At 71.8% G+C, this 17997-nt stretch carries 17 protein-coding genes and 1 riboswitch; of the genes, 7 read left to right on the top strand and 10 right to left on the bottom strand.

Going from position 1 to position 17997, the window contains the following annotated elements; genetic code table 11:
- Positions 1 to 28: 28 nt before the first annotated feature.
- The 3 genes from ACFP2T_RS01455 to ACFP2T_RS01445 all read right to left on the bottom strand — a co-directional run bounded on the left by ACFP2T_RS01455 (position 29) and on the right by ACFP2T_RS01445 (position 2107).
- Entirely contained in the window at positions 29 to 481 is a 453-nt protein-coding gene (locus ACFP2T_RS01455) for a type II toxin-antitoxin system PemK/MazF family toxin (RefSeq protein WP_377417831.1), read from the bottom strand.
- A 233-nt stretch (positions 482 to 714) separates the two neighbouring features.
- Positions 715 to 1317: a TIGR03086 family metal-binding protein gene (locus ACFP2T_RS01450; protein WP_377416395.1), complete on the bottom strand. Its 603-nt coding sequence runs from the start codon at positions 1315 to 1317 to the stop codon at positions 715 to 717.
- 190 nt (positions 1318 to 1507) lie between these two features.
- Complete coding sequence (locus tag ACFP2T_RS01445; protein ID WP_377416393.1) at positions 1508 to 2107, bottom strand: hypothetical protein; 600 nt, start codon at positions 2105 to 2107, stop codon at positions 1508 to 1510.
- A 149-nt stretch (positions 2108 to 2256) separates the two neighbouring features.
- Here ACFP2T_RS01445 and ACFP2T_RS01440 point away from each other — a divergent pair, with 149 nt between their 5' ends.
- Positions 2257 to 3183, top strand: coding sequence for an aminoglycoside phosphotransferase family protein (locus ACFP2T_RS01440; protein ID WP_377416391.1), 927 nt, complete (start codon positions 2257 to 2259; stop codon positions 3181 to 3183).
- Between the two features lie 46 nt (positions 3184 to 3229).
- Here ACFP2T_RS01440 and metH read toward each other — a convergent pair whose 3' ends face one another.
- Together metH and ACFP2T_RS01430 are read right to left on the bottom strand one after the other, a co-directional pair.
- Positions 3230 to 6889: a methionine synthase gene (metH, locus tag ACFP2T_RS01435; RefSeq protein ID WP_377416389.1), complete on the bottom strand. Its 3660-nt coding sequence runs from the start codon at positions 6887 to 6889 to the stop codon at positions 3230 to 3232.
- 16 nt (positions 6890 to 6905) lie between these two features.
- Positions 6906 to 6989, bottom strand: a riboswitch (S-adenosyl-L-homocysteine riboswitch).
- Between the two features lie 96 nt (positions 6990 to 7085).
- Positions 7086 to 7901: an alpha/beta fold hydrolase gene (locus ACFP2T_RS01430; protein ID WP_377416387.1), complete on the bottom strand. Its 816-nt coding sequence runs from the start codon at positions 7899 to 7901 to the stop codon at positions 7086 to 7088.
- A gap of 207 nt (positions 7902 to 8108) precedes the next feature.
- Between ACFP2T_RS01430 and ACFP2T_RS01425 the strand changes: the two genes are divergently transcribed.
- Positions 8109 to 8513 carry a VOC family protein gene (locus ACFP2T_RS01425; protein ID WP_377416385.1) on the top strand — a complete coding sequence of 135 codons (405 nt, stop codon included), beginning with the start codon at positions 8109 to 8111 and terminating at the stop codon, positions 8511 to 8513.
- 7 nt (positions 8514 to 8520) lie between these two features.
- On the opposite strand, the gene ACFP2T_RS01420 is transcribed toward ACFP2T_RS01425, so the two are convergent.
- The 3 genes from ACFP2T_RS01420 to ACFP2T_RS01410 form a co-directional block, all read right to left on the bottom strand.
- Positions 8521 to 9765 carry an RNA polymerase sigma factor gene (locus ACFP2T_RS01420; protein WP_377416383.1) on the bottom strand — a complete coding sequence of 415 codons (1245 nt, stop codon included), beginning with the start codon at positions 9763 to 9765 and terminating at the stop codon, positions 8521 to 8523.
- Between the two features lie 19 nt (positions 9766 to 9784).
- Complete coding sequence (locus tag ACFP2T_RS01415) at positions 9785 to 10195, bottom strand: YciI family protein (RefSeq protein ID WP_377417829.1); 411 nt, start codon at positions 10193 to 10195, stop codon at positions 9785 to 9787.
- Between the two features lie 137 nt (positions 10196 to 10332).
- Positions 10333 to 10797 (bottom strand): group II truncated hemoglobin, encoded by a 465-nt coding sequence (locus ACFP2T_RS01410; protein WP_377416381.1) that lies wholly within the window; start codon positions 10795 to 10797, stop codon positions 10333 to 10335.
- Between the two features lie 17 nt (positions 10798 to 10814).
- Here ACFP2T_RS01410 and ACFP2T_RS01405 point away from each other — a divergent pair, with 17 nt between their 5' ends.
- The gene (locus ACFP2T_RS01405) at positions 10815 to 11780 is read left to right on the top strand and encodes a hypothetical protein (RefSeq protein ID WP_377416379.1); all 966 of its coding nucleotides are present in this window, start codon (positions 10815 to 10817) and stop codon (positions 11778 to 11780) included.
- 62 nt (positions 11781 to 11842) lie between these two features.
- Here the strand turns inward: ACFP2T_RS01405 and ACFP2T_RS01400 are convergent, their stop codons facing one another.
- Positions 11843 to 14164, bottom strand: coding sequence for a S9 family peptidase (locus tag ACFP2T_RS01400; protein ID WP_377416377.1), 2322 nt, complete (start codon positions 14162 to 14164; stop codon positions 11843 to 11845).
- Between the two features lie 249 nt (positions 14165 to 14413).
- Between ACFP2T_RS01400 and mshB the strand changes: the two genes are divergently transcribed.
- The 3 genes from mshB to ACFP2T_RS01385 all read left to right on the top strand — a co-directional run bounded on the left by mshB (position 14414) and on the right by ACFP2T_RS01385 (position 16423).
- A complete protein-coding gene (mshB, locus tag ACFP2T_RS01395) occupies positions 14414 to 15367 on the top strand; it encodes an N-acetyl-1-D-myo-inositol-2-amino-2-deoxy-alpha-D-glucopyranoside deacetylase (RefSeq protein WP_377417827.1) in 954 nt (317 codons plus the stop codon).
- A 17-nt stretch (positions 15368 to 15384) separates the two neighbouring features.
- Complete coding sequence (locus ACFP2T_RS01390) at positions 15385 to 15843, top strand: hypothetical protein (RefSeq protein ID WP_377417825.1); 459 nt, start codon at positions 15385 to 15387, stop codon at positions 15841 to 15843.
- Between the two features lie 115 nt (positions 15844 to 15958).
- Positions 15959 to 16423: a hypothetical protein gene (locus ACFP2T_RS01385; RefSeq protein ID WP_377416375.1), complete on the top strand. Its 465-nt coding sequence runs from the start codon at positions 15959 to 15961 to the stop codon at positions 16421 to 16423.
- A 19-nt stretch (positions 16424 to 16442) separates the two neighbouring features.
- On the opposite strand, the gene ACFP2T_RS01380 is transcribed toward ACFP2T_RS01385, so the two are convergent.
- The gene (locus ACFP2T_RS01380) at positions 16443 to 17552 is read right to left on the bottom strand and encodes a GNAT family N-acetyltransferase (protein WP_377416373.1); all 1110 of its coding nucleotides are present in this window, start codon (positions 17550 to 17552) and stop codon (positions 16443 to 16445) included.
- A 79-nt stretch (positions 17553 to 17631) separates the two neighbouring features.
- On the opposite strand from ACFP2T_RS01380, the gene fdxA reads away from it, so the two are divergent.
- On the top strand, positions 17632 to 17955 hold the full coding sequence (gene fdxA / locus ACFP2T_RS01375) for a ferredoxin (protein WP_377416371.1): 324 nt from the start codon (positions 17632 to 17634) through the stop codon (positions 17953 to 17955).
- Positions 17956 to 17997: the final 42 nt, after the last annotated feature.

Below are 17997 nucleotides of genomic sequence, written 5' to 3'. Positions count from 1 at the left end.
TGCATAAGAAGGGGCCCTTCTTAACGCTTCAGCGCCAGCCGTACCCGTTGCGGAGTGCCTGCCCGACCCGGTCGAAGCGGGCCCGGTCCAGCACCGCGCCCTCCCGTCGGATGCTGTCCTCCCGCATCGTGAGCACCCGGTCGAGCCGGACCCAGCTCGGCCGGTTGTCCCGGTCCCACTCGCCGGGGCCGAGCGCGAACCAGTGCCGCTGGCCGTTCCGGTCGCTCTTGGTGGAGAGCATCAGGCCGAACAGCGTCCGGCTGACCCGTCCGACCACGAGCACGGGCCGGTCCTTGCCCTGACGGGGATCGTCCTCGTACGGCACCCAGGTCCAGACGATCTCACCCGGATCGGCCTGTCCGTCGAGTTCGGGGGCGTACGCCAGTTGCCGACGTTGCAGGGCCGCGATCTGACGTCGCCGTGCGACCTGGGCGGGGATGGGACCGGGGGTGGGAGTGGTAGCGGGGGTACGCCGGGTCATCCGGCTCACCGTCGCGGTCACGCCCTTCCAGAGATTCGCCACGGCGGCACACCCTACCCGCTCGCCCGATCTCCGAACCGCTCCGGTCTTCAGCCCGCTCCGGTCTTCAGCCCGCTCCGGTCTTCAGCCCGCTCCGGTCCTCAGCCCGCTCCGGTCTTCAGCCCGCTCCGGTCTTCAGCCCGCGCCGGTCCTCAGCCCGCGCCGGCTCGGAGTGCTCTCCGGTGAGGTGGTGCTCAGGTCGTCGGGGGCGTCCAGTTGGGGTCCCGGCCGGCGAACCCGAGTGCCCGGTCGAGCGCCGGTGCGTCCGGCGGGACCTCCACCACCGGTCCGAACAGGCCGTCGCGGCCGGCGGCCTGCTCCGGCCGGGCAGTCTCGGTGGTGAACGCCAGCACCGCCTCGGTGCTGGCCTGATCGCAGGTGAAGGACTGTCCGGTCGCCCGCGCCAGGTCCCAGCCGTGCAGCACCAACTCGTCGAGCGCGACCAGCCCCATCGTCTCGGCCGGCATCGTCACGCCGCCGACCGTCGTCATCCCCTGCCACGCCGCCGGCTGTCGCCAGGCCGCCGCCAGTTCGGTCAACCGTCGGGGCAGCACGGTCCGCCAGTCCGGTTCGAGGCGCTCGGCGCTCGGCGGCGGTGGCGGCCCGGAGACGCCCTGGGGCCGGTCCCCGCCGGTCTTGCGAGCTCCCCAGGTGAAGGCGAGCGTCAGGCCCATCAGGTGGTCGAGCAGGGCGGCCACCGGGGTGTCGGTGCACGGGGTGGGCCGGGTCAGCTGGTCGTCGGTGATCTGCGCCAGGAGGCGGGTCACCTCTCGGGCAGCCGGGTCCAGGTCGAGCATCTGTGTTTCCCTCCGGTGTCTGCGCTGTCGCGCGACGGCACGAGCCGGCGTGACGTACGGGTGCGGACCCTCCCGGCGCCTGGCGGGAGCGCCGCTGCGATCCGTCCCGCTCGATGTTCGGCGGCACGCGTCCGGATGCTAACCCGTCCCACCGACACGATCGCGCCCCCGCTGGCCCGCCGGCATGGCGTCAGCCGATGCGCAACACGAGGTCACGTAGCCAGACCGTCCAGCGCGGGCTGTCGTACACCCGCTCCGGCACCAGGTAGCGCCCGTGGTCGACCCGGCGGATCACCTCGTCGCGTACCGGCAGGAGGATGAACTCGAGGCTGAACGGGCGCAGGGACCGGTTCAGGGAGCGCTCGACCTGGTGCGCGATCTCGCCGGTCGCCCGCGACACCGGGCCGTGCCGGGCGAGGCCGTCGCGTTGCCGGTCCAGGTGCCAGTCGTGCGCCTCCGGCCAGCGCCGCGCGACGATCTGGCGCAGCGTCGGCCACGGGGCCAGACCGAGCGGGTCCGGAGTGTCGTCGGCGGGTTCCGGGGGTACTTCCGGGCGCGTGACCTGCTGACGGGTCTCGACGAGCGACAGCCACCAGCCGAGCCACTCGGTCCCGGGCACGCCGCCCGGCGCCGTCGAGGCCGGCGGCTCGTCGATCTCCAACGGCCCGGGCACCAGATGATGCGGGGGCACCTCGATCCGTTCGGCCGCCCGGATCCACAGTGCGCAGTCGACCAGGTACTCCCACCGACGGATGCTCATTCGCCAGGACATCGGACCACGGAGTTCCACGGCGTCTCCTCCTCGTCAGCCGCCATTCGCCAGCGTAGTGAGCCGAACGGTGGACCATCGATCACAAATAGGTGGACAGAGCACTCCTCCGATGGGTGGGATGGACGGCCGGGAACATCCGTCCCGACCGGATCACGAGGAGACGCCCAATGACCGTCGACGGTCTGCGCCCCGGCGAGGTGCCCATCGACGCCGCGCTGGTGCGCCGGATGGTCGCCGCCCAGTTTCCGCAGTGGGCGGAGCTGCCCGTCCAGGCGGTCGCCCGGTCCGGGGTGGACAATGCGACGTACCGGCTGGGCGAGGAGCTGTCGGTCCGGCTGCCCCGGCTGCCCCGCTGGGTCGGTCAGGTGGAGCGGGAGCAGCGGTGGCTGCCGCGACTCGCCCCGCACCTGCCGCTACCGGTACCCGTTCCGCTCGCCGAGGGGAAACCGGACGAGGGCTATCCCTTCCCGTGGTCGGTCTACCGCTGGCTCGACGGCGAGAACGCCGCCCTGGACCGGATCACCGAGCCGCACCGGGCGGCGGTCGAACTGGCGGAGTTCTTCGCCGCGCTACAGCGCGTCGATCCGGCCGGTGGCCCGCCGCCGGAGTGGAGCAACGGGTTCCGGGGCGTACCGATGGGCGACGACCGGGACTCGGCGGTGGTGGGGCCCCGGATACACGCGAGGATCGCGGCGCTGGCGGGCCTGGTCGACACCGACGCGCTGACCGAGGTCTTCGACGCGGCCGTGGCGGCGCCGGCCTGGACCGCGCCGCCGGTCTGGGTCCACGGCGATCCCGCCCCGGCCAACATGCTGGTCAGGGGCGGCCGGTTGAGTGCCGTGATCGACTTCGGCACCCTGGCCGTTGGCGACCCGGCCGTCGACCTGATCGCCGCCTGGACGTTTCTCGACGCCCGGACCCGGGACGTCTTCCGGGCCACGCTGGGGGTCGACGACGCGACCTGGGCCCGGGGGCGCGGCTGGGGCCTGACCGGAGTGCTGCCCGACCCGGCCGAACTCGCCGACCCGGTACGCGCGACACCGGCCCGGCGCCGGCTCGACGACATCGTCACCGATTACCGGCAATGCGGTTGAGCGCCGGCGGCGCGGCTGACCGCCGCTCCGGGCCGGTACGCCTAGATCACTGCCCGGGTTCGTAGCCGAGGTTGGGGCGGAGCCAACGCTCCACCTCGGCCAGGGGCATGCCGCGCCGCTGCGCGTAGTCCTCGACCTGGTCCCGGCCGAGCCGGCCGACCGTGAAGTACCGGGAGGCCGGGCTGGCGAAGAGGAGCCCGCTGACGCTGGCCGCAGGGGTCATCGCGTACGACTCCGTCAGGCCCATGCCGATCCGCTCGGCGTCGAGCAGGTCGAACAGCCGCTGCTTCAGGCTGTGGTCGGGGCTGGCCGGGTAGCCGAGCGCGGGACGGATGCCCCGGAACCGCTCGGCGTGCAGATCCTCGATCGCGGGGTCGGCGTCCGGCTCGTACCAGTCCCGCCGGGCCTGGAGGTGGATGTATTCGGCGAACGCCTCGGCGAGCCGGTCGGCCAGGGCCTTCACCATGATCGCCCGGTAGTCGTCGTGCTGTGCCTCGAAACCGGCGGCGAGGGCTTCGGCGCCCTGGATCGCCACCGCGAAGCCACCGAGGTGGTCCCCGGCCGGGGCGAGGTAGTCCGCGAGACACCGGTTCGGCCGCCCGGCCGGCTTGGCCGTCTGCTGGCGCAGCATCGGAAAGCGCTGCCCGTCCGACCCGTCCGGCCCGGCGGTGAGCACGATGTCGTCGCCCTCGCCGTGCGCCGGCCAGAAGCCGTACGAGCCGGCGGCCTGCAACGAGCCGTCCGCGATGATCTGGTCTAGCAGGACGTTCGCGTCGTCGTAGAGCTCCCGGGCCACCGGCTGGTCGAGGATCGCCGGGAACTTGCCCTTCAGCTCCCAGGCGAGGAAGAGGAACTGCCAGTCGATCATCTCGCGCAGCGCGGTCAGCTCCGGCCGGACGGTACGGACACCGGTGAACGCGGGTACGGGCAGCTCGTCGTACGGGACCTGTTCCCGGTTGCCCCGGGCCTGGTCGAGGCTCAGCAGGGCAACCCGTTCCCGTCCCTCGTGCTGCTCCCGGAGCCGCTGCTGCTCGGCCCGGTTGCTCACGTCGAGTTCCGCCGCCCGTTCCGGGTTCAGCAGGTCCGACACCACCCCGACCACCCGGGACGCGTCCAGTACGTGCACCGTGCTGGCGTCGTACGCCGGGGCGATCCGGACCGCGGTGTGCTGGCGGGAGGTGGTGGCGCCGCCGATCAGCAGCGGCAGCTTCATCCCTCGTCGCTGCATCTCGGTGGCGACCGCGACCATCTCGTCCAGGGACGGGGTGATCAGCCCGGACAGTCCGATCGCGTCGGCGTCCTCGGCCACGGCGGTGTCGAGGATGCGCGCGGCGGGCACCATCACGCCGAGGTCGATGACGTCGTAGTTGTTGCAGCCGAGCACGACCCCCACGATGTTCTTGCCGATGTCGTGGACGTCGCCCTTGACGGTCGCCATCACCACCTTGCCCTGGCCCCGCCCGGTGTCGAGGCGCCCCTCCAGCCGGGCCTGCTCCTTCTCCGCCTCCATGTACGGCTCCAGGTAGGCGACGGAGCGCTTCATCACCCGCGCGCTCTTCACCACCTGGGGCAGGAACATCTTGCCGGCGCCGAAGAGATCGCCGACGATCTTCATGCCGTCCATCAGCGGTCCCTCGATCACGTCGAGGGGGCGGAGCGCCTGCTTCCGGGCCTCTTCGGTGTCGTCCTCGATGAAGTCGACGATGCCGTGCACGAGCGCGTACGACAGCCGCTCCCGTACCGGCGTCTCGCGCCAGGACAGGTCGACGGTGCGGCGGGTGCCGGAGCCGCTCACCGTCGAGGCGAAGGTGACCAGCCGGTCGGTGGCGTCGGGGCGCCGGTCGAACAGCACGTCCTCGACGAGTTCGAGCAGGTCGGCGGGGATGTCCTGGTAGACGGCGAGCTGACCGGCGTTGACGATGCCCATGTCCAGCCCGGCCCGCACGGCGTGGAACAGGAACGCCGAGTGCATCGCCTCGCGTACCACGTCGTTGCCCCGGAACGAGAACGACAGGTTGGAGATGCCGCCGCTGGTCCGAGCCCCCGGGCAGCGCTCCTTGATCAGCGGCAGCGCGTCGATGAACGCCTTCGCGTACCCGTTGTGCTCGGAGATGCCGGTGGCGACGGCGAGGACGTTCGGGTCGAAGACGATGTCCTCGGCGGCGAACCCGGCCTGCTGGGTCAGCAGGTCGTAGGCGCGGGCGCAGATCGAGACCTTGCGCTCGACGGTGTCGGCCTGGCCGAGTTCGTCGAAGGCCATCACGACGACGCCGGCGCCGTAGTCCCGGATCCGGCGGGCCTGGGCGAGGAACGACTCCTCGCCCTCCTTCAGGCTGATCGAGTTGACCACGCCCTTGCCCTGTACGCAGCGGAGTCCGGCCTCCAGCACGCTCCACCGGGAACTGTCGATCATGACCGGGATCCGGGCGACCTCCGGCTCGGTCGCGATCAGGTTCAGGAAGGTGGTCATCGCCCGCTCGCTGTCGAGCAGGTCGGCGTCCATGTTGACGTCGAGGATGTTGGCGCCGCCGCGTACCTGTTCCAGGGCGACGTCGACGGCGCCCTGCTGGTCGCCGGCCTCGATCAGCCGGCGGAACCGGGCCGAGCCGGTGACGTTGGTCCGCTCGCCGATCATCACGAAGCCGGTGTCCGGGCCGATCGCGAACGGCTCCAGGCCGCTGAACCGGGTCTGGACCGGCGGCGCCGGCACCGGGCGGATCGGCTTTCCGGCGACGGCGGACGCGATCTGCGCGATGTGCTCGGGGCTGGTGCCGCAGCAGCCGCCGACGATGTTGACCATGCCGTCGTCGACGAACTCGCGGAGCAGCCGGCCGGTCTCCTCGGGCTGCTGGTCGTAGCCGCCGAAGGCGTTCGGCAGCCCGGCGTTGGGGTGGCAGGCGACGTAGGTGTTGGCGAGCCGGGCGAGGTCGGCGACGTGCGGGCGCATCTCGGTTGCCCCGAGCGAGCAGTTGACCCCGACCACCAGCGGCTCGGCGTGCTCGATCGAACTCCAGAACGCCTCGACGGTCTGCCCGGACAGCGTCCGGCCGCTCAGGTCGACGATGGTCACGGAGATCCACAACGGCAGCTCGGGTGCGACCTGGCGGGCGGCGGCGATCGCGGCCTTCGCGTTCAGTGTGTCGAAGATCGTCTCGATCAGCAGCAGGTCCACCCCGCCCTCGGCGAGGGCCCGGATCTGCTCGGCGTACGTGTCGCGGACCTGGTCGAACGACACCTTCCGGTACGCCGGATCCTCCACCCGGGGCGAGAGCGACAGGGTCACGTTCAGCGGGCCGACCGAGCCGGCGACGAACCGGCCGCCCAGCTCGTCCGCGGCCTGCCGGGCCAGTTGGGCGCCGCGCAGGTTCATCTCCCGGACCAGCGGTTCGAGGCCGTAGTCGGCCTGCGCGATGCTCGTCGCGGTGAAGGTGTTCGTCGTGGTGATGTCCGCGCCGGCCGCCAGGTAGCGCCGGTGTACGTCGAGGATGACGTCGGGCCGGGTCAGGTTGAGCAGGTCCGGGTCGCCGGTCACGTCGTGCGAGTGGTCCGGCAGCAGGTCGCCCCGGTAGTCGGCCGGGGTGAGCCCCGCCCCCTGGAGCATCGTGCCCCAGGCCCCGTCCAGCACGGCGACGCGCCGGTCCAGCAGCTCCCGGAGCGCTCGGATCCGAGACGGGCGATCGTCGACCCGGCTGGAAGACGTGTCCATTGGCCACCTCCGCTGATGAACGGAGGCGCCCTTACGTCTAGATCAACAGCCGGATCGAGCGTGGCGGGCATCTTCGCCCGTTGCAGCGCCTCTCGACCCGAGGATCGAGAGTACCGGATAGAGCGCCGCCAGGTGCGAACTCCTGCACTTCCTGGGACGGAGTCCCGGTGGCCGGTCCGGGCCGGGCGGCCCCCGGTCAGGATTCGGCGGCGACCCGGTCGAGCCACTCCAGCACCAGCGCGTCGAACAGTCTCGGCTGCTCAATCTGCAGATTGTGCCCGGCCACGTCGAGCACGACGAAGGTGGCCCGGGGATAGTGCGGCAGCAGCGCGAACTGATCGAGATAACCGACACTCTCGTCCTGCCGACCGGTCAGGATCAGGGTCGGCCGCTCGTACGGCGTACCGGACTCCGGTTCGATGCGAAGCAGCCAGCGCTGCCGGATCCGGGCCATCGCCTCGGTGTCCCGAATGTCGAGGCCGGTCAGGATCTCGTCGCGGAACCGGCGCAGCGTCTCCGGGGTCTGCACGACGGAGTTGTCGGCGAACTCCTCGGCGAGCCGGTCGTCCAGCGAGTCCAGAAGCTCCGGATCCGGCCGCAGCACCTGGTGCTCCGGTACGGTCCGGTCGGCGTGCTCCACGGCGGTGCCGATCGGGCAGATCAGGGCCAGCCCGAGCACCTGCTCGCCCCGGGCCCGGACCAGCCCCCGGGCCAGGTATCCGCCATAGGACTCGCCGAGCAACAGGAACGGCGCGTCGCCGATGGTGTCGTCGACGAAGTCCTGCACGGCGTCGAGGACGTCGTCGGAGCTGGCGATCGACGGCGGGGCCGCCGACCTGCCCATCCCGGGCAGGTCCGGATAGAGCCGGCGGTACCCGTCGCGGGTGGCGAAGATCGGCTCCAGGCAGCCCGTCATGAGCCGGTGGTCGGGCGTCCAGCCGTGCAGCGCCAGCACCGGAATGCCCTCGCCCTTCTCGACGAAGTTCAGCGTCACGGCGGTACGGATGGGCATGGTGGGTCTCCGCGATCTCGATCGGTACGGCATGGCGCTGGCCATCCTGTCGCCGGGCACCGACAGATTCGGCGCCGAAGGCGGGCCCTGTCACGGAGGTCATATCAATCACCGGGGTCGAACTGGGTCGCCTTGAGTGGGGTCGCCTTGACCTGAAGCGGGCTTCAGGTCGCAGGCTGGTCGCCCAACCGGAAGGAGTTGTCTCCGATGATCGACCCGAAAGCCCAGCTCCGGATCGCCCGACCCAGTCGTGATCTTGCGGCGGTGGAACGTTTCTACGTGGGCGGCCTGGGGTTGGCGGTGCTCTACCGCGCCACGGGTGGCGGCCCGGGCGAGCACGACCTGCTGATGCTCGGCTGGCCCGAGGCGGGCTGGCATCTGGAACTCGTCGGTGGCGCGGATCTCGACGCGGTGCCGACACCGACCGCCGAGGACCTGCTCGTGCTGTACCTGTCCGGTCCGGTGGACGACACGCTGGTGACCCGCCTCGAACGGGCCGGCGGCCGGCGGGTGTCCCAGGGGCCGTACTGGGACCGCTGGGGGGTCACGATCGAGGACCCGGACGGTTACCGGCTCGTCCTGTCCCACCGCTCGTGGTCGAACGCCGGCTGACCCCTGTTCACCGGTCGTCGTCGAGGCGGTCGGCTCGGCCGTTCAGGTAGCGCTGCTGCGGCAGGCTGGTCGTACGCCGGGCCGCCGCCTCGTACGCCTCCCGCGCCGCCGGCCGGTCGCCGGCCAGCTCCAACAGGTGCGCCCGGACCGCGTACATCCGGTGGTCCTCGGCGATCCGGTCGTCGGATTCGAGGGTCGTCAGCAGGTCGAGCCCGGCCGTCGGCCCGTGTGCCATGGCGACCGCGACGGCGTGGTTCAGCGCCACCATCGGGTTGGCGGAGATCCGCATCAGCAGCTCGTACAGGGCCACGATCTGCGGCCAGTCGGTCGCCTCGGTACTGGGCGCCTCGTCGTGCAGCGCCGCGATCGCCGCCTGGATCTGGTACGGGCCGGTCGGCCCCCGGGGCAGCGCCTCGCCGACCAGGGCCACGCCCTCGGCGATGTGTGCGGCGTTCCAGCGGCTCCGGTCCTGCTCGGCCATTGGCACCAGCGCCCCGTCCGGGCCGGTACGTGCCGGCCGCCGGGCATCGGTGAGCAGCATCAGCGCCAGCAGCCCGGTCACCTCCGCGTCGTCCGGCAGCAGCCGGTGGACCAGCCGGGCCAGCCGGATCGCCTCGCCGGAGAGTTCGGGGCGGTAGAGGGCCGGGCCGGACGTGCTGACGTACCCCTCGTTGAAGATCAGGTAGAGCGCGTGCAGTACGGCGCCGAGCCGCTTGGTGCGTTCCGGAGCCGGTGGCATCCCGAACGGGACGCCGCTGTCCCTGATCCGCTGCTTGGCACGGCTGATCCGCCGGGTCATCGTCGCCTCCGGCACCAGGAAGGCCCGGGCGATCTCCGTGGTGGTCAGGCCGCCGACCGCGCGCAGGGTCAGCGCGATCTGCGAGGCCGGCGACAGCGCCGGGTGGCAGCAGAGAAAGAGCAGGATCAGGGTGTCGTCGGAGGCAGGCGGCGGGTGGTCGGCGGCGGGCGCCAGCCACTGGTCGGGGAGCGTCCACCGGGCGACGGTGTCCTCGCGGCGCCGCCGGGCCTGCTCACTGCGGAGCAGGTCGGTCAGGCGGCGCGAGGCGACCGTGATCAACCAGCCTCGCGGACTCTCCGGTACGCCGTCCGCCGGCCACCCGGTGGCGGCGGCGAGCAGCGCCTCCTGCACCGCGTCCTCGGCGGTGTCGAAGTGCCCGTACCGGCGGACCAGCGCGCCGAGGACCTGCGGCGCCAGTTGGCGCAGCAGGTCCTCGACGTCGTTCTCCGGCACGAAACAGCCTCTACAGGCTCTACAGGTCGTCGATGCCCTCGGCGATCGGGCGCACGTCCACGTACCACCCGTTGGTCAGCGTCGCGCTCTCCGGATGCGGCGTCTTCGCCAGCCTCGCCGCGATCTCGGTCGCGCGGTCGAAGCTGTCGCACTCGACGATCGTGTAGCCGGCCAGCACCTCCTGGGTCTCCGGGTACGGCCCGTCGGTCACCACCGGCACGCCGTCGGAGAGCTGGATCCGCCGGGCGTGTACCGGCGCGCTCAGCCCCCGGGCGTCGACGAACTCCCCCGATTCCACCAGTTCGTTGTTCCACGCCGCCATGAACTCGTGCAGTGCCGCCATGTCCTCCGGCGCCCAGGCCGGTGAGCCGTCGGTGCCCTTCCCGCCCATCGCGTCGTAGTCCCGCTGCGAGCCGCTCAGCATGATCATGTATTTCACGATGTCTCCTCTCCACCGGCACCTGCACGGTGCCTGCACCGGAGACGTCGGGGCCGTGGCCCGGTTCCGGACACCATCCGGCGCCGCATATCTCGGCACGGTCGTCGGCGGACGTCGGTTGGATGTCGTCAGGCCGGGTTGTCGTCCTGGAGTCCGTCCCACGACCACCGGGGCACCGGCAGTTCCGTCGGTACCCGACTGCCGGAGCGGGAGTAGGCGAGAACGTCGCCCACGGCCCAGCGCATGTACGCCGCCAGGCTGGCCCGAAACTCCGGGTCTTCGGGCAGCCCGGCGTCATCGGCGGCCAGCAGGAAGCACCGGACGAAGCGTTCGCCCAGGTCATCCTCCATCCCCTGGCCGGCGTGCAGGCGCATCATCCCGGGCTGACCGCCGTACGACCGCGAGTAGCGGGTGGGACCGCCGAAGACCTCGGCCCAGTAGCTGGCCAGCCGCTGTTCGTGCTCCGGATGCCCGGGATGCGAGAACGGATGGTTCAGCACCGGATCTTGCAGACAGCGCCGGTGGTGTGCGACAGCCAGCGCGAGGAACGCGGGCTCGCCGCCGGCGAACTCGAAGATTGACGGTCGCGTCACGGGCCGATTCTGGCACGGTGCGGAAGTCCGCGCGGAGAACCACGGCCGCCGGATCGGACCAGCAGCCGTGCGCGTCGGTGTTCGGCGCCGAACTCCTCGATTCCGGGAACCGGCGTGGCCGGGTACGCGTCGGAATCGCCGTGTGGCCATCGACCCGGATTGCCCGTCTGGTTCCCTCCTTCGTGACGTTGTGCCTGTCCGGCATGCTCACCGGCTCGGTGTCGGGATTCGACGTGACGGGGGTGCCCGAACCGCCGGCCGATCCGGGCACGCTGGTGATCCAGTTGCGGGAGTGGGAGAGCATGACCCCGCCGTACGAGCGGGCGGAACTGCCGGAGTTCTCCCTCTACGGCGGGGGCCGGGTGATCGCCCGAGGTCGATGGGACGGCTCCGTGCACCGGGCCCTCGAGTACACGCTCAGTCCGGACCGGTACCGGCAGATCTACCGGCTGGCACACGCCGCCGGACTGGCCCGGTCCCTCCAACTCGACGACCCGGTGCCCGCCACCGACGGTTCGCTGCTCGTCGCCTCGTTGCACACGGCCGGACGGCTCCAGACCACCACGCTGGTGTCACCGCGCGAGAGCGAATTCGGGGCACGTGGCCGGATCGTCGAGTTCCGCCGGAATGTACGGCTCCTCGCCCTACCGACCGATCCGACCCGGGTCGCCGACTACCGGCCGAGCCGGCTCGCCGTACTCGCGACGGGTGGCTGGGGTGAGTCGCCGGGCGGCACCGGCAGCACCGTCCGGCAGTGGCCGGGTCCGGACCTCCGGGCCGGGGTACCGACCCGGGTCGGCCTGTGTACGGTCCTCGGCTCGGCCAGCTCGGCTAGCTCGGCCGGGCCGGACCCGGAGGCGCTCGGACGCGATGTGCCCCTGACGACCCGGTGGCAAAGCGGCGGAGAGTCGCTCACCGTCGCGGTCCGCCCCCTGTTGCCCGACGAGTACGACTGCGTGGACCTCGACCGCCGTACGCCGTGAGGCCGGCGTCCGGGCTGACGGCGGCCGGTGGCAGGGCTGACGGCGGCCGAGTGGCGGGCCGGTTACAGGTGGCGGCGGAGGAAGTCGAGTTCGAGCGCGAGCAGCCGCTCGGCGGCGCCACCGGCGGCCATGTGGGTGGCGCCGGTCAGCGGGATGACCGAGTGTGGGCGTCCGGTCGCGAGCAGCGCGGCGGAGAGCCGCAGGGTGTGCGCGGCCACCACGTTGTCGTCGGCGAGGCCGTGCACCAGCAGGATCGGCCGGGCCTCGTCGGGGGCGCGTACCGGCTCCCGGGCCAGTTCGAGCAGTGAGTGGTGGGCGTACACCTCGGGGCTGTCCGAGGGCATCCCGAGGTAGCGCTCGGTGTAGGCGGTGTCGTAGAGCGTCCAGTCGGTGACCGGGGCCCCGGCGATGGCACACCGGAACAGGTCGGGGCGGCGCAGCACCGCGAGCGCGGCCAGCCAGCCGCCGAACGACCAACCCCGGATCGCGACCCTGCCGAGGTCGAGATCGGGATGCTTGCCGGCCAGTGCGGTGAGCGCGTCTGCCTGGTCGGCCAGGATCACGTCGGCGAGACGCCGGTGGATCACCTTCTCGAAGGAGGGCGCGACGCCGGGCGTACCCCGGTTGTCGATGGTGACCACGGCAAACCCGGAATCGGCCCACCACTGCCGCTCCAGCCACACGGACCGGGCGGCGACCACCTCCTGGTGCCCCGGGCCGCCGTACACGTCGAGCAGGACCGGAAGTCGGCGGCCGGCGACGTGATTGCCCGGATAGACCACCGCGGCCGGCAACCGGCGGTCGGTGACCCGTTCGAGCGCGGGCCGGGGCGCGTACGGCGGCGTCGCCGCCGACGACCGCAGGACGCCCACCTCCCGGTCGCCCTGCCATACCGTCCACTGGCCGCCCGCCTGGTCCAGCGACCTGGCCTGCACCGCCAGCACGTCGCCGCCGACCACGGCGCTGTGCCAGCCCGGGTCCGCGGTGAGCCGTCGGGCGTCGATCCCGCCGGCCCCGATCGCGGTACGGATCCGGAACAGGTGCTGCTGGCTCGGCTCGCCGTTGCTTCCCTCGACCAGCAGGTCGGGACTGCCGTTCCGGTTCGGCAACCAGCCGACCACCCGACGGACGTAGAGCGACGGCGGGGTGAGCAGGGTGCCGTCGGCGAACAGACAGCGGGCGTCGTAACCGTCGTGTGCGAGTTCGCCGCCGACCAGCACCCGACCGTCGGGCAGGTGTCGGGGGGTGCCGGCGACCGGATCGACCCAGCGCGGATCGGCGAGTTCGGCGTGCACCTGGGTCTCGCCGGTTCGCGGGTCGACGGCCAGCACCAGGCCGTGCTGCTGCAACCGGCGCAGCACGGTGATCAGCGGCCCGGTCTCGGCCCACTCCACCGAGACCAGGTAGGGGTAGGTCTCCCGGTCCCAGTGCACGTCTACCCAGCCGCCGTCGAGGTCCAGCAGATGCAGGCTGACCTCGGCGTTCGGTCCACCCGCCCGGGGGTACGCCACCGAGCGCGGCGGGCTGGCCGGATCACCGGGATCGTGCAGGTGCCAGCGGGGCAGCCGCGACTCGTCGACCCGGGCGGCGAGGATCGACCGGCCGTCCGGCGCCCACCAGTAACCCCGGAACCGGTCGAACTCCTCGGCCGCGATGAACTCGGCCAGCCCCCAGGTGACTCCGGCGTCCTCGCCGGCAAGCAGGGTGTCGGTGCCGTCGTGCTCGACCACCCGGAGCTGTCCGATCCGTCCGGCACCCGCCGCGTCGGCCCCGCCGGAGGTGCCGCCGTTGCCGGACGGTTCGGGGGCGTGGGACGCGTCGGTGACGTACGCGAGGCGCTGGCCGGTGGGATCCGGACGGGGATCGACCACCGGACCGGTGACGGCCACCTCGACCACGTCGCCGTTAATCAGGTCCGCCCGGAACAGCCGGCCGGAGACGGTGAAGACGGCCACCCGGGCGGCCGGGTCGGTCGCGTACTGGGCGATGCCCGAGGCGCTCAGCCGGAGCCGTTCCCGTAGCGCCTGCTCCGTCGAGTGCGGTGCGGCGGCGGTCGGGTCGACGGTTCCGGGTCCGTGCGGTAGCCCGGCAAGGGGACCGGGGTCGCCCTGCAACGCCGCCGGGCCCATGTCGCCGGTCGGAATCGGGTCGGTGTCGCCGTCGGTGGTGCTGTCGGGGCCGTCGGTGCCGAGCAATCCGGCGGGATCGGCGACCAGTCGTTCGGTGCCGGACGCGACATCGAACTGCCAGAGCGCGTCGACCGGGTCGGTCGGGCCGCCGGAGCGGAGGAAGAGCACCCGTGAGCCGTCGTTGGCCACCGTCACCGCCCGCGGTGCGCCGCGGCTGAAGCGGCGGGTTCGGGCAGCCAGCTCCGGGTAGTCCACATCGTGATCGTAGAGCCGGGCGATCGGTGATGTGGCCGAGCCGGCTATCGTGTGTCAGTCAGATGGCCGTGACCATTTGCTAACTCTCCGGGTATGTCGACTAACTCCCTGGATACGGGATGTCGGACCGCGCCGCGTAAAGTGGCCCGGGTGACGAATCTGGCCGCCTCAGCCGACCTCGCCGGCCCGCCCGACCCGTCCGACTCGGCCGATCCGGCCCGGACGGCTCCGGAGCCACCCGCTCGGCGGCTGCTGCTGGTGCACGCACACCCCGACGACGAGGCGATCGGGACCGGCGCGACGATGGCGTACTACGCGGCGGCGGGCGGCGGGGTCACCCTGGTCACCTGCACCCTCGGCGAGGAGGGCGAGATCCACGTGCCGGCGTTTGCCGGGCTCGCCGCCGCCGAGAGTGACCAACTGGGCGGCTACCGGATCGCCGAGTTGGCTGGCGCGTGCGCCGCGCTGGGCGTACGGGATCATCGGTTCCTCGGCGGTGCCGGGCGGTACCGGGACTCGGGCATGATGGGCCTGGCCACCAACGACCATCCACGAGCCTTCTGGCAGGCCGATCTCGACGAGGCGGCGGGCTACCTGGTCGAGATCATGCGTGAGGTACGGCCGCAGGTGATGGTCACCTACGACCCGAACGGCTTCTACGGGCACCCCGACCACATCCAGGCACACCGGGTGGCGATGCGCGCGGCGGAGCTGGCCACGGCCGAGGGCTTCGGCCCAGCCAAGATCTACTGGACGGCGATGCCGAAGAGCGTGCTGGAGGCGGGCCTGCTCGCCTTCGCGGACTCGTCGGACAATCCGTTCGCGGGCACCGACCAGGCCGACGAGCTGCCGTTCGGTACGCCCGACGCGCAGATCGCGGCCCGGATCGACGGCACCGACCACCACGCCGCCAAGGAGGCGGCCATGCGGGCGCACGCGACCCAGATCCCGGACAACTCCTGGCTCTACTCCATCGCCAGCAACTTCGGCGGCGAGTTCATGGGTGTGGAGTACTACACCCTCGCCGTCGGAGCCAAGGGTCCGGGCTCCGGGCCGTACGGCTGGGAGGACGACCTGTTCGCCGGCCTGTCCCTGCCGGCGCAGGCGACTGCGGTGGCGGCGGATTCCTCCGCCGGCGAGCCAGCGGCGGTGGTGGTGCCGACGCCCCCGGTCGGTACGCCGGCGGAGGCGGGCGCACGGTGAGCCTGCCGAGCCTGCCGATGTCCGCGCCGCCGGAAGTGAACCCCGACCCGTCGCCGCCGGCCAGCCAGCCGGTGGTGCTGGCTGTGCTGGACGTCGCGTTGCGGGTCGTCGGCGGGTTGCTCGCGGTGGCCGGAGCCGTGGTAACCGCCGTCCTGGAGCTGATGCTCTCCACGCTCCGGGTCGGCGGCGTGCTGATCGGGGTGTCGGCGCTGCTCGCGGTCCTGGCCAACGTGGCGTTGAGCTGGTTCGCGCCCCGGGCCGTCGGTCGCCGGTGGGCGTTCGCGTTGCCGGCCATCGTGTGGTTCATGCTGATGGTGGTGGCGGCCGGGGGCACCTCGGAGGGGGACGTCCTGATCGCCAACAACAACTGGGTCGGGCTGGTGATGATCTTCGGTGGCTCGGTGGCCTTCGCGGTCATGGGGTTCCGGATCATCATGGCTCCACGCGGTACCGAGCCATGGCTGGGCCGGCGCTGACCTCCGCGCTGGGCCGTAGGGTTCTCGCACCATGGATCCACTCAGCAACGGGTGGTAGAAATCTGTGGCAAGAATGCCCCAACGACGGTGGGGCCCTACGCCAAGAGGACGTGCGATGAAGGAGCGTTGGCTGCCGGTCGGAGTACTCGCGGGTGTGCTGTTCGGGATCAACGTGCTGGCGCGGCTCGTGGGCCGGTTCGCCTTCGGCGACGACACCGAGTTGCAGGACCGGCTCTCGCTGGGCATGTTCGCCACGATCGGGCTGGTCCTGGCGACCCTCGCGTTCATCCGGGGGCAGCGCCGGCCACTGCCGGACTGGGGCGGGGAGATGGCTCTCGCCGTGCTGATCGCGATGGTTCTGACGATCTTCGTCGGGCCCTTCATCAGCGGCACCCAGCCGTTCGCCTCCGGTGCCGGGGCGTTCTTCTCACAGATCTGGCTCTACGCCGGGTTCACCGCCGGTGGCGTACTGCTGGGCTACCTGCTGCTGACCGCGCTCGGTCAGGACCACCGGTCGCGGTCGCTCAAGCGTTTCGCGGAGGCCAAGCAGGCGAAGCCGCGCCGCGTGGTCCGGCGCTGACCGACCGTTCCGGCCGGGGTCAGTGCGGTGCGACCCGGGTCTGGTAGGTGTGGTGCGTGGTGAATCCCAGCTGCCGGTAGAGCGACACGGCGGCCTCGTTCCGCTCCTCGACCTGGAGGAAGGCGCCGGTCGCACCCAGTTCGGCGGCCCACTGCGCCAGGGCTCGGACCATGTGCTGGGCGAGACCCCGGCGCCGGGCTGCGGGAACCACCTCGACCAGGCTCAGGCCCAGCCAGCGCCCCTGACCGGTGACCGTGCCCCGGGCCACCGCGACCAGTTCCCGCCCCTCGGCGGATCGACCGTCGGCGGGCTGGCCCTCGGCGGGCTGGCTCCCGGCGGACCGGCCGTCGGCAGTCTGATCTTCGGCGGACCGGCTCCCGGCGTCGGCCGGCGCCGCGTACACGTGGGCGAAGCGGACCTGGTCCACGGCGGTGAGCACGTGCTGCGCGGCGGCGGGCAACTCGGTCGCCGGCAACGGAGCGGCCCCGTACCCGCGCGCCTGCTTCGCCTTGCGGTGCGCGGCCAGCCCGAACCAGCCGGCCGACGGCGTGTCCGCCAGCTCCACCGCGGGAAGATCCGTCCGGGCCGGGGCGGCGTCCAGGATCGCGGTCAGCGGAGCGGTCTGCACCAGCACCAACGTCCGGGTGGTCCAGCCACGCTCGTCGAGGGTCGCGCCGACCGGAGCGGCCAGCGGAAGTGGAACGTTGATCAGTGCCGGTTGGCCCCGTTCCGCGTACCAGTGCTGCACCGCGTCGATCGCGTCGTCCAGGGGTCGGTCCGGGTCACCGATCGGGAGGGCCGAGTTCGCCCGGCCGCTCCAGCCGTCGGCGGTACGCAGCAGCCAGTCGCCGAGCCGGTCCCGGACCGGGGCGGGCCACGCCTCGTCCGAGGCCAGTTCGAGTTCGATCACCGCCGCCGCGCTCGGGCGTCTGGCCGGCGGCACCCGCTTGGCCCGGTGCACCTCGCCGAGGGGCACCCGCAGCGGCCCGGTCGCGGTGGCCAGCGTGAGATGAGTCTCGGTCAGGTCGACAAGTTCGCCGAGAGCGTCGGTGAACAGGGTACGACCGCTCTGATTTCCGACAATCCGCCGAACTACGATTCGGTGTCCCACATCCCGCCGTCCGAGCACGATCGACCCCCTCCCCGGCGACATACTAGGCTCTTACCGTCGCGGTCGATCGCGGCGTGGCTTGCGGAGGAGAAGATCGGTGACCTACATCATCGCCGAGCCGTGCGTGGATGTGCTCGACAAGGCGTGCATCGAGGAATGCCCGGTCGACTGCATCTACGAGGGCAACCGGATGCTCTACATCCACCCCGATGAGTGCGTCGACTGCGGGGCCTGTGAGCCGGTCTGCCCGGTCGAAGCGATCTTCTACGAGGACGACGTACCGGAGCAGTGGAAGGACTACACCACTGCGAACTACGAGTTCTTCGAGGACCTCGGTTCGCCGGGCGGTGCTTCCAAGACCGGCAAGATCGAAAAGGACACCCCCTTCGTCGCGGCCCAGCCGGCCCGGGGTGAGCACTGAGCCCCGAAACACCGGATTCCGGCCGAGCATCTGACGGCGCTC

Origin of the sequence: Plantactinospora solaniradicis (genome assembly GCF_042658085.1) — a bacterium.
Classification (GTDB): domain Bacteria; phylum Actinomycetota; class Actinomycetes; order Mycobacteriales; family Micromonosporaceae; genus Plantactinospora; species Plantactinospora solaniradicis.
The sequence above is the reverse complement of the archived record's forward strand: the minus strand, read 5'-3'. Positions and strand labels throughout refer to the sequence as shown.

Coding starts and splice junctions, on each gene's coding strand:
- ACFP2T_RS01455 (WP_377417831.1), bottom strand. CDS start 481: ATGACCCGGCGTACCCCCGCTACCACTCCCACCCCCGGTCCCATCCCC.
- ACFP2T_RS01450 (WP_377416395.1), bottom strand. CDS start 1,317: ATGCTCGACCTGGACCCGGCTGCCCGAGAGGTGACCCGCCTCCTGGCG.
- ACFP2T_RS01440 (WP_377416391.1), top strand. CDS start 2,257: ATGACCGTCGACGGTCTGCGCCCCGGCGAGGTGCCCATCGACGCCGCG.
- metH (WP_377416389.1), bottom strand. CDS start 6,889: ATGGACACGTCTTCCAGCCGGGTCGACGATCGCCCGTCTCGGATCCGA.
- ACFP2T_RS01430 (WP_377416387.1), bottom strand. CDS start 7,901: ATGCCCATCCGTACCGCCGTGACGCTGAACTTCGTCGAGAAGGGCGAG.
- ACFP2T_RS01425 (WP_377416385.1), top strand. CDS start 8,109: ATGATCGACCCGAAAGCCCAGCTCCGGATCGCCCGACCCAGTCGTGAT.
- ACFP2T_RS01415 (WP_377417829.1), bottom strand. CDS start 10,195: ATGATCATGCTGAGCGGCTCGCAGCGGGACTACGACGCGATGGGCGGG.
- ACFP2T_RS01390 (WP_377417825.1), top strand. CDS start 15,385: ATGTCCGCGCCGCCGGAAGTGAACCCCGACCCGTCGCCGCCGGCCAGC.
- ACFP2T_RS01385 (WP_377416375.1), top strand. CDS start 15,959: ATGAAGGAGCGTTGGCTGCCGGTCGGAGTACTCGCGGGTGTGCTGTTC.